This is a genomic window from Mycobacterium gordonae, from assembly GCF_001417955.2.
Classification (GTDB): domain Bacteria; phylum Actinomycetota; class Actinomycetes; order Mycobacteriales; family Mycobacteriaceae; genus Mycobacterium; species Mycobacterium gordonae_B.
In genome coordinates this window covers 23,715-33,855 of the sequence record NZ_LKTM01000352.1, presented here as the reverse complement: position 1 = coordinate 33,855, position 10,141 = coordinate 23,715, and the positions used below count along the sequence as shown (strand labels likewise).

General features: G+C 68.9%; 6 protein-coding genes and 1 pseudogene. 4 read left to right on the top strand and 3 right to left on the bottom strand.

The window, feature by feature from the left end:
- Both AO501_RS27405 and AO501_RS27400 read left to right on the top strand, forming a co-directional pair.
- A pseudogene (locus tag AO501_RS27405) lies at positions 1-697 on the top strand (DUF222 domain-containing protein); the annotation flags it as partial.
- Between the two features lie 317 nt (positions 698-1,014).
- Entirely contained in the window at positions 1,015-2,241 is a 1,227-nt protein-coding gene (locus tag AO501_RS27400) for a PE-PPE domain-containing protein (RefSeq protein WP_063892931.1), read from the top strand.
- Here the strand turns inward: AO501_RS27400 and AO501_RS27395 are convergent.
- Complete coding sequence (locus AO501_RS27395; protein WP_055580725.1) at positions 2,221-3,645, bottom strand: lipase maturation factor family protein; 1,425 nt, start codon at positions 3,643-3,645, stop codon at positions 2,221-2,223. The genes AO501_RS27400 and AO501_RS27395 overlap by 21 nt on opposite strands.
- 121 nt (positions 3,646-3,766) lie before the next feature.
- Here AO501_RS27395 and AO501_RS27390 point away from each other — a divergent pair, with 121 nt between their 5' ends.
- Positions 3,767-4,312 carry a carbonic anhydrase gene (locus AO501_RS27390; protein ID WP_055580724.1) on the top strand — a complete coding sequence of 182 codons (546 nt, stop codon included), beginning with the start codon at positions 3,767-3,769 and terminating at the stop codon, positions 4,310-4,312.
- Here AO501_RS27390 and AO501_RS27385 read toward each other — a convergent pair.
- Positions 4,280-8,470 (bottom strand): DUF3367 domain-containing protein, encoded by a 4,191-nt coding sequence (locus tag AO501_RS27385; protein WP_055580723.1) that lies wholly within the window; start codon positions 8,468-8,470, stop codon positions 4,280-4,282. The two genes, AO501_RS27390 and AO501_RS27385, sit on opposite strands and share 33 nt — an antisense overlap.
- 25 nt (positions 8,471-8,495) lie before the next feature.
- Positions 8,496-8,669, bottom strand: a complete 174-nt coding sequence (locus AO501_RS36340) for a DUF2613 domain-containing protein (RefSeq protein WP_064774890.1) — start codon at positions 8,667-8,669, stop codon at positions 8,496-8,498.
- Positions 8,670-8,865: 196 nt separating this feature from the next.
- Between AO501_RS36340 and AO501_RS27380 the strand changes: the two genes are divergently transcribed.
- Positions 8,866-10,047, top strand: coding sequence for a glycoside hydrolase family 3 N-terminal domain-containing protein (locus tag AO501_RS27380; RefSeq protein WP_055580722.1), 1,182 nt, complete (start codon positions 8,866-8,868; stop codon positions 10,045-10,047).
- The last annotated feature ends 94 nt before the right edge of the window (positions 10,048-10,141 follow it).

Sequence of the window (10,141 nt, the reverse complement as noted above, 5' to 3'; positions counted from 1 at the left end):
CCCGGCTCAGCGGCCTGATCACCCCCGAACTACGGGCACTACTCGAAGCCGCCTGGGCCAAACTCGCCGCCCCCGGCGCCGGCATCCCCGACGGAGACACCGACACCCGCAGCCAACTCCAACGCAACCACGACGCCATCATCACCGCCATCCGCGAACTGTTCGCCACCGGCGAGCTGGGCACCCACAACGGCCTACCCGTCAGCATCATCGTCACCACCAGTTTGAAGGACCTCGAGGCCGGGGCCGGGCGGGCCCGCACCGGCGGCGGCACCCGCATCCCGCTGCCCACCCTGATCGGCTGGGCCGCCACCGCGCACCACTATCTCGCGGTCTTCGACGGCGCCAAACCCCTGGCGCTGTTCCACGCCAAGCGGTTTGCCAACCTCGCCCAGCGACTGATGCTGCTGGCCAAAGACGGCGGCTGCACCCGCCCGGGCTGCGACGTCCCCGGCTACCACGCCCAGGTGCACCATGCCAGCGGCTGGACAAACACCTATGTCACCGACATCCACGACCTCACCCTGGCCTGCGGCATTGATAATCGCCTCGCCGAAAAAGGCTGGACCACCCGCAAAACGCCAACAGCGACACCGAATGGCTACCGCCCGCCCACTTGGACCACGGCCAACCGCGGATCAATACATTCCACCACCCGGAAAAACTCTTCGCACCCGACGATGACGAAGACCCTTAGGTTCAGCGCACGTCGATTGGGCACGCAGACATGTCCGTCGTGCGAAAGCGGTCCTACCGGGCACCGCTGGGCGGCCCTGCGCTCGTGCAGCGTGATTCCGCAATTGTCATGCGGTGACCACGGGACCGCCGGGCTGTCGGCATCCGGAAAATGCCGATTACCGACGAGGGCGGTAAAAGAAGTGCGAAAGTCCCGGAATGGTTTGATTTCGTCTTCGCGAGCGCGGCCCGAGTTTCCCGGAACCGCGGTGGCGAATTGCGCGCTGCGAGTAATCTGACGCCCACCCCGTCCCCAATCGGCCCCGCAAGGAGGCAGCTGTGTCGTATGTCATTGCGACGCCTGACTTCCTGACTGCTGCCGCCGGGGATCTGGCCGCTTTGGGTTCCACGGTCACCGCGGCCGGGGCAGCGGCCGCGCACTCCACCACGTCGTTGCTGGCTGCCGCCGAAGACGAGGTGTCCACCGCCGTGGCGACGTTGTTCAGCGCGTTCGGCCGCGAATATCAGGCCGTGGCCAAGCAGACGTCGCAGTATCAGGAGCGGCTGATGCTCCGCCTGGCGGCAACCGCGAATGCCTATCAAGCCACCGAACTCGCCAACGCCACACAAACGCAAGCTATGCCGAACGCGGCGGCAGCAACCAGAATCACCGTCCCGGGAGCGGGGCCGCTGTACCTGCCCAATTTCATCACTCGGTTTCCGTACCTCGGCCAACTGCTTTACGCCGACAGCGTCCCCGGGCCCGGTTCGGTCTCGATCCTGCAGGGGTACGACCTGATCAACCACGCCATCGGACAGAACTGGTTCCCCGGCAGCCTCGCGCAGGTCCTCAACTACCCGGCGAGCATGGGCATCCTGAGCGGCAGTCTGGCAGCTCCCGACGTCAACGACGCCGTCGCCTTCGGGCAGCGTGCACTCAACGACCAGATCATCAACGCGGTCGTCAACGGCAACGGCTCGCCGGTGCGTATCGCCGCACTGTCGGAGGGGACCCTGGTCGTCAGCCGCGAGTTGGCCTACCTGGCCACCAATCCGGCTGCCGCACCCCCGCCCGGCGCCCTGCAGTTCGCGCTGTTCGGCAGCCCGGAGCTGGGCGTGATGCGGACGTACCTGCCCGACGGGTTCACGTTGCCGATAGTGAACTACACGGTGCAGGGCCTGCCGAGCACCCAGTACGACGTCAGCGTGGTGTTCGCCCAGTACGACGGCTGGGCCAACCCGCCCGATCGACCCTGGAACATTCCGGCGGTCGTGAACTCACTGTTCGCGACGCTCTACAACCACAACACATCGTCCCTGGCGTCGATGTCGAACGTGGTCGAGTTGTCCAGCGTCGGCACCTCGCTGGGCGGGACGATCACCACCTACATGATCCCGGCGCCGACCCTGCCGATGCTTGTGCCGCTGCAGCAGTTAGGTGTACCGCAGCCAATCGTCAACAACCTCAACACCTTTCTGCAGCCCCTGGTGAACAGCGGTTATTCGTCCCTGGCACCTGGTGCCGGCCCGTACTTCTCGCACGGGTCACTGGTCCTGGGCTTCTAGCCGGCCTGGCAAAGAGATCGGCGGCACGTAACTGCCGATCAGGGTCCGGTGCCACCAGGCGTGGTCGCGGCGCAGCTCTGCCGGTGTGGTGAAGCGGTACTTGTAGAGCTGAGCGCGCACGTAGCGGGGCGGTGATTCCGGAAACGGGTTCCGCCGCAACAGCTTCAGCGTCGCGGGATCGTTGCGCAGCAGTCGGTGCAGGAACGGCGTCATCCACGCCAGCGCGTAGCCCGGCGAGATGGCGGCGAACCACATCAGCCAGTCCAGCCGGAGGTGATATGGCGCGAACTGCCGTGGCAGCCGACGCAACGCGGTGGGCTTGCCCTTGAATTCGTACTCGTGCCAGACCGTCTCGTCACCGACCGACGCGTCGGACGTGCCCTCGATCACCACCTCCTGCCGGATCCGGCTGATACTGCCGAACGCGCCGTAGGTGTTGCACAGGTGAAAGGCATTGAACGACATGTTCATTCGCTGCCCGGGTGAGAGCATGTTGCGCGCTGGCCAGTAACTGAGCACCAGCATCACCACCGCTACGACGATCACCGGAACGACGAACCACAACGGGGGATTCGGCAAATTCGTCGAGGCGTGGCCGCCGACGGCGACGGCGCTGAATGCCAGAAAGATCGTCAGCCAGTTCAGCCAGGCGAAGTTGCCCGAAGCCACCAGCCACAGCTGGGTGATGACGATCACGGCAGCCGCGATCCCGGCGACGGGTTGGGGAGCGAACAATCCGAAGGGCACCACCAGTTGCGCAAAGTGGTTGCCGGCCACCTCGATTCGATGCAGCGGCCGGGGCAGGTGGTGGAAGAACCAGCTCAGCGGGCCCGGCATCGGCTGGGTTTCGTGGTGGTAGTCAAGACAGCTCAGATCGCGCCAGCAGGAATCGCCGCGCATCTTGATCAGCCCCGCGCCGAACTCGACCCGGAACAACAGCCAGCGCACCAGCCACAACGTCAGCACGGGCGGTGCCACCTGCCCGTTGCCGAGAAAGATCATCAGGAACCCGGCCTCCAGCAGCAAGGACTCCCAGCCGAACCCGTACCACGTCTGGCCCACGTTGACGATCGAGAGGTACAGGACCCACAGCGTCGCCCACATCAACATCGCCGCCCACAGCGGCACCAGGTCCAGACCGCCGACCATCGCGGCCGACAGCGCCGCGCCGAACCACGACACCCCGGCGAACGACCGATCGGAGTAGCGCAGGTGAAAGATGCTCGGCGCCCGCCAGAACGACCGCTTCGCCAGATACGCCGGCACCGGCAGCATCCCGCGCTCTCCGATCAGCGGACGGAACTGCCGCGCCGCCGCCACGAACGCCACCAGGTAGATCGCCGCGACGCCGCGCTCCAGTACCGATGCGCCCAGCCGGTATTCGGGTGCCGAAAACCAGTCCATGGCCACAACTCCTCGGATCATGGCGACTACGAGCAATTTCGCACATCGCGCCCCGATTCACCTGTATGGTCCTCGGCGTCGTGTCGTCCGCTCTCCCGGCGCCAGAAAGTTGAGCAGAGAATTGCACAAAGCTGAATTCCTAAACCGCGTTGTCGGCCGCCGGCGAATGCTGGCCCTGGCGGGTTTGGGAGTGGCGGCCACCGCCGTGCCGCGTGCGGCGGCGGCGCCGGACATTCCGCCGGCAAGCTATGACGCCATGTTGTTGATGTGCATCGATCCTCGTTTCGTGCACCCCACCAACGAGTACATGCTGGGACGGGGCTTGGTGAACCGGTACAGCCAGTTCGCGCTGGCCGGCGCCGCCGCCGGCGCCGTTTCCCAGCACTGGGAGGCGTGGCATAACACGTTCTGGGACAACCTCGCTGCGTCCATCGAGCTGCACTCGATCAACGGCGTGGTCGTGGTCAATCATCGCGACTGTGGCGCGGTGCAGATCGCCTACGGCCCGGATGCGATCTCGACCCCGGAACGTGAGACGGCCACGCACGAAAGGATTCTCGGCACCTTCCGCGAGGAGGCATTGCGTCGCCACCCGGGGATCGACGTCGAGACGTGGCTGATGGCGCTCGACGGCTCAGTCGAGCAGATCGGACCCCGCAGCCTCTGACCGGCCGCTCCGCGGGACCCCCACCACCGACACAGCGACGGCGGCAAGCGAAATCAACGCCAGCACTTGAACACTCGCGGAGTGGCCGGCATAGCCGTCGACCGAGCGCCACGGATGGCGTGACAGCGCCGCCCCGGCCAACACGATTCCGCTCGCGCTGAGCCCGACGGTCAACCCCTCGCGCCACCGTGGAGGCGCAACGTACCGGACGCCCAGCAACGCACCGACCACCAGAACGCCGGCAACGCCGGCGATCAGGCCCCCCGCTGCCAGCACCGCCACCGCGGCCCACGCTCCCGCCGGCCACGGCACCGCGGCGGGGTCATCGTCAGAACCGTTGCGGCGCCGCCAAAACGCCAGCACCGCCAGCAGCGGCAACAAACTCAGTCCGACACCAAGTCCGGCGCGGTACACCGCGTTCGCGGCGAAGGTCAGCGTAATGGTGCCGGCGTCCCCGGCGGGCACCACCCAGCCCTGCTGCCAACCGTTCACCGCTACCGGTGTCAGGCGCGCGCCACCGCTGGTGCGGGCCACCCACCCCGGGTTGATGCTCTCCGGTATCACCAACACCCGTGAGCTCGCCGACGCGGGCGCCCGCACCTCCCGACGGGCTGGTCCCCACGCGCCGGTATCAGCGGAAACCGCAGGGGCACCTGCCGATTCAGGGATAACCGACAGCTGGGCGCCGTCCACCACGAAGGCCGCTCCCGGGCTGATCAACAGCTCCTGCTGACCGGCCGGCAGCTCGATCGGGCCCGGTTCACAGGGCTGCGCCGCGACGGGTTCGTCGTTTAACAAGGCACCCGCGGTGGTCCGGATCGAGGTATGCAGGAACCGGCCGGCCACCGCGATGACCGGCCCGTGCTCGCAGTCGACGAAAACCTCCCGGGCGCGCGCGGCCTCAGGGCCCGCACCGGCCGCGATCGCATTGCCGTCGGCGCCCAGCGCCGTCACCTCAGCCAGCCCGGGTGGCTTGAGCTGGTCGAAGCCCAGCGCGTTGCGGTCGATGATGTCCTGCCAGTCGAGCAGGCTCACCGTGACGGTGTCGGTCACCCGCGGGTGCAACCGCAGCGTCTGCACGTCGCGAGCCGGGTCCACGGCCTGCACCTGCGGTCCGTCGCCCAGGTCGACAGCCACCATCGTCGGATGGGCGGGCAGCGTGGTCCGGCTGGGCGCCAGCCGCAGCCCGGACACCTCGGTGGCCCGCGGCAGCCGCAGGGTCAGCGTCGGCGGTGTCTTGTACTGCACCACCCGCTGCGGCGCGGTCCACGCGGTAGCCGGATCGCCGTCGGTGGCCGCATACGCCGAGCCCAGGACCTCCACCAGGTCGGACTCGCCGTAGGCCCGCGCGGCGTCCGGCTCGGCGACCAGATCCGCCAGTTTGGGCCCCTGCCGTGGACGTACCCACACCGCCGGCGTCACCGCCACCGGGCTCGGCACCGTCAGGGTGCGGCTGAGATTGACCGGCTCCTCGGGGGCCAGAGCCATCGACGCCGCACAGCGCACGCTGTTCGGCCCCGCCGCGCAACCCGGCCGACCCAGCAGTTCGGCCCCCAGGTCCCAGCCCGCAATCCTCGCCCCGGCCGGCGGACCCGGCACCAACACCGTGTGCCGCAACTGCACCGGATGGGCGAAGCCCGACGCGTCGTACTGGGTGACCGTCAGATCGGTGATCCCGAACTGCACCCCGGCCGATCCGTCGTCGGTGCCGGCCGCCGTGATCCGCACCCAGGGCGTCTCACCGACCGGCAGCGCGGCGCTCAACGGTTTGCCGGACTCGTCGAACCGCAATGTGGTACTGCCGTTGGCGGTTTCGATGAGGATGCGGCGCACCTGCGCGCCGACCGCCGACGCACTCGGTGTCAGCGTGAGCACCGCTTTAGTCACCGGATGGTCGAAATCCACCTGCAGCCACTGGCCGACGGCGGCCTGCAGGGCGTTGGACACCCAGGCCGTCGCCGGGTCACCGTCGACCGCCGCCGCGGGCGACGTCGCGGCAGCCACGTCCGGCAGGGCGGTGGCATCCGACGACGAACTCGACACCGTGATACGGCCCCCGGTCCAGCTTCCGTAGACGGTGTCGGCGCCGGGGACGGGGTAATCGGGCACCCGGTTATAGGTGTGGCGGGCGTCCCCGGGCGCGCGGATCGCCGACGAGTGCAGGTCGACGCGGCCGTAGTCCGTCTCGCGGGCCAGCGGGGTGTCGGTGACGGTGACTACCGGCGTCCCCAGTCCGGCCGCCCGGGCGTCTGCGGTCATCAGCACCGGGCCCAGCGGTGGCTGCCCCTGCAACCGGCGCCGTTCGTCCAGCCGCAGCAACACTTCGGGCCCACCGTCGACGCGCGGCAGCTGCGCAACGTCGGCGAAGTAGGGCGCGCCGGGATTGCCGCCCGCACCGACCCGGTAGATCTGCACCGCCGGATACCGCGGCCGCAACCCGGAGTCGCTGACGAAGCCGGCCAGCAGTCCCGGGCCCACCGGCGCACCGAACTCGGCCACTCTCGTCAGCCCCGGCGACCCCGCAATGGCGCGGTGCACCAGGATCGGCCGGGCCGACCGTGACGATTCAGGATCCAGATCGTTGCGCACCACCACATACGAAATGCCCTGTCGGGCAAGGGAATCAGCCAAGCCGGCGGACGGCCGCCCGGCCGCGAACAGGCGTTGCACCGAATCCAGCGCTCGAATGGTCTGTGGCGGTGTCAGCGGGATCGAGTCGCGCACGCCCCACGCGCTGCTGCCGAGCACCTGCAGCGGCTCGTCGTGACTGGTGCCCCACACCTGGGTGGCGAACGGGGCGCCTGGCACCACCAGTACCCGCCCTTCCCGGTGCGCGGTGAGCCAGTCGGCCGCTTCATGCCAGTAGTCCGGCAGCGCGCTGAAAGTGCCCGGCGGGGCCAGGCGTGCGGACCAGGCCAGCGACGTGCTCACCAGCAGCCCGGTCAGCGCGACGATCCCGACCGCCACCCGACGGTCCCGTTCCGGATGGGCGAATGCGGCCAGCCACGCCGCTTTTGGAGCGCTGCCCGGCAACGGAATGCGGCCCAGCAGGTGCGCGAAGCCGAGTGCCAGCGGGATCCGGATGACCGGCCCGAGCTTGTGCACGTTGCGCAGCGGAGTCCCGCCGGCGTCCAGGAACGCCTGCACCTGATGCGCCACCGGGGAGCCCAGCCCACCGCTGTAGCCGACGGCCAGCAAGACAACGCCGACCAGCAGCATGGTCACCAGCCGGCCCCGGGCCGGCATCGCGGCACCTGTCAGCCCGGCCAACCCCGCCCCGGCGACCAGGCAGGTGCCCAGGATGGCCACCGGCCCGGTGACCAGTGGGGCACCGGCCGTGGCCGTCGGCGCCACGAACGGGGTCCAGCTGTCGGTACCGCGCAACAGCTCCACCAGCGACGACCACTGCGTCGTCACGCCGGAGGACTCGATGAAGTCCAGGAATGGCGGGCTGACGTCGCGCAACTGGGTCAGCGCCACCACCCACCACAACACCGCCGGCACCAGCGCCACCAGCAGCCACCCCGTATAGCGCAGCCACCGCCTATCCGGCCGGTGCGCGGCCAGCCAGATCGCCGCGGGCAGGCAACCGGCCACAGTCGCGATCGCGTTGACCGCGCCCATCAACGCGACCGCCAGGCCTGCCTGGCCGGCCAGCACGCGCGCCGAGCGCCCGGAGCCGCCCCGTAACGCGAGAATCGTCGGCAGCAGCACCCAGGGCGCGAGCATCATCGGCAGCGTTTCCGAGGAGATCGAGCCCAGCGTGGTCAGCACCCGCGGCGACAGCGCGAACGCGACCGCGCCGAGCGTCCGCGACGCCGGGTTGCCGATGCCCAGCGCCTCGGCGACCCGCAGCATCCCCCAGAACCCCACCGTCAACAGCAGCGCCCACCACAGCCGCTGGGTGACCCAGCCGGGCAGTCCGAGCGCGTGGCCGACGAGAAAGAAGGTGCCGTGCGGAAACAGGTAGCCGTAGGCCTGATTCTGCGACTGGCCGAACGGCAGCTCGCTGTTCCACAGGTTGGTGGCGCGGGCCAGGAAGCGCAGCGGGTTGGCGGTCAGGTCCAGCTTCGTGTCGGGTGAGACCTGGCCGGGTGACTGAAGGAAGGACAGGACCAGCGATACGGCTCCGACCAGCAGCAGCCAGCGACGCGACAGTGCCGAAACCTCGACCGTCGGATCGCTAGCTGCGGTTGCCGTACTCGACCCGGTTGAGCACCGATGACGATGGATCGCCCCCGGGCAGTGGCGGCTTCGTGTCCTGCTGGACCATCAGGGTGACGCCGAAGATCGCCGCCGCGCCGAGCAACAGGCCGACTACCACACTGGCGGCGGCGGGCGCGACGATCCGGTTCATGCCACCGAACCTAGCAGAACGAGGCCGGACAGCGGTCGGCGTACTGAAGCGCCGCAGGCGTCGCCGCCCGCACCGAGCGTGTTCTGTGGGATGGATTTCACCTGAATACCCGCCCTCACATCACGTTCGGCGAGGTGGGTCATGCTGTCACCCGCCCCCGAACCCGGCCTCAAAGTGCGCGTGACAGCATGTCCGGATGGCTTTTTCGCGCACCCTGGCCGTCCTTGCCGCCGTATCGGTGCTGGTCGCCGCCTGCCACGGCGGCACCAAGCCCGGGAAGTCGTCGACCACCGGCAGTCCAAGCCCCTCCAGCACCAGCTCCACCCCGGCCGCGGCACCCGGCCCGCGGGTGTGCGCCAATCCGCCCGACGTCCCCGGCAAGATGCCCAACCTGCGTGACAAGCTGGCCCAGCTGCTGATGGTCGGTGTGCGAGACGCCGCCGACGCCAGGGCCGTAGTCACCGACTTCCACGTCGGCGGCATCCTCATCGGCAGCGACACCGACCTGTCCATGCTCCCGGGACCGCTGGGCGAGATCGCCAACGCGGCCGGACCGCTGCCGCTGGCGGTCGGCGTCGACGAAGAGGGCGGCCGGGTGTCGCGATTGCGGACACTGCTGAACGGCAGGGGCCCGACGGCCAAGGAAATGGCGGCGACGATGACCGCCCAGCAGGTCCACGATCTGGCCCTGACCCGCGGCCGCAAGATGAAGGACCTGGGCATCACCGTCGACTTCGCCCCGGTGGTCGACGTCACCGACGAGCCCGACGACAGCGTGATCGGCGACCGCTCGTTCGGCTCGGATCCCGCGAAGGTCACCGAGTACGCCGGCGCCTACGCACAGGGCCTGCGGGACGCGAAGGTGCTGCCGGTGCTCAAGCACTTCCCCGGGCACGGCCACGGCTCCGGCGATTCGCACACCGGCGGGGTCACCACGCCGCCGCTGTCCGAGCTGATCGCTAATGACCTGGTGCCGTACCGGACGTTGCTCAACGCCATTCCGGTGGCGGTGATGATCGGTCACATGCAGGTACCGGGGCTGACCGGCAGCGACCCGGCCAGCTTGAGCAAAGCCGCGCTAGACCTGCTGCGCAACGGGACCGGCTACGGCGGTCCCCCGTTCAGCGGCCCGGTCTTCAGCGACGACGTCTCCAGCATGGCCGCCATCTCCGACCGGTTCGGCGTGACCGAGGCCGTCCTGAAAACGCTGCAGGCCGGCACCGATATCGCGCTGTGGGTCACCACCAAGGAGGTGCCCGCCGTACTGGACCGGCTCGAGCAGGCCGTGAATGCAGGCGATCTGCCGGTGCAGCAGGTGGATGCCTCACTGGTGCGGGTCGCGGCGATGAAGGGCGTCACCGCGACGTGTGGCCGCTAGCCGAATGTGCTTACCCTGTATTCGGATAGATAGGGGATGGCGTGGCAGGTAGTGGGGCGGGTGGTACCAAGCGGTTACCGCGCGCTGTCCGCGA

Excerpts from the sequence above, each read along its gene's own strand:
- AO501_RS27380 (WP_055580722.1), top strand. The coding sequence starts at position 8,866 with ATGGCTTTTTCGCGCACCCTGGCCGTCCTTGCCGCCGTATCGGTGCTG.
- AO501_RS27395 (WP_055580725.1), bottom strand. The coding sequence starts at position 3,645 with ATGGACTGGTTTTCGGCACCCGAATACCGGCTGGGCGCATCGGTACTG.
- AO501_RS36340 (WP_064774890.1), bottom strand. The coding sequence starts at position 8,669 with ATGAACCGGATCGTCGCGCCCGCCGCCGCCAGTGTGGTAGTCGGCCTG.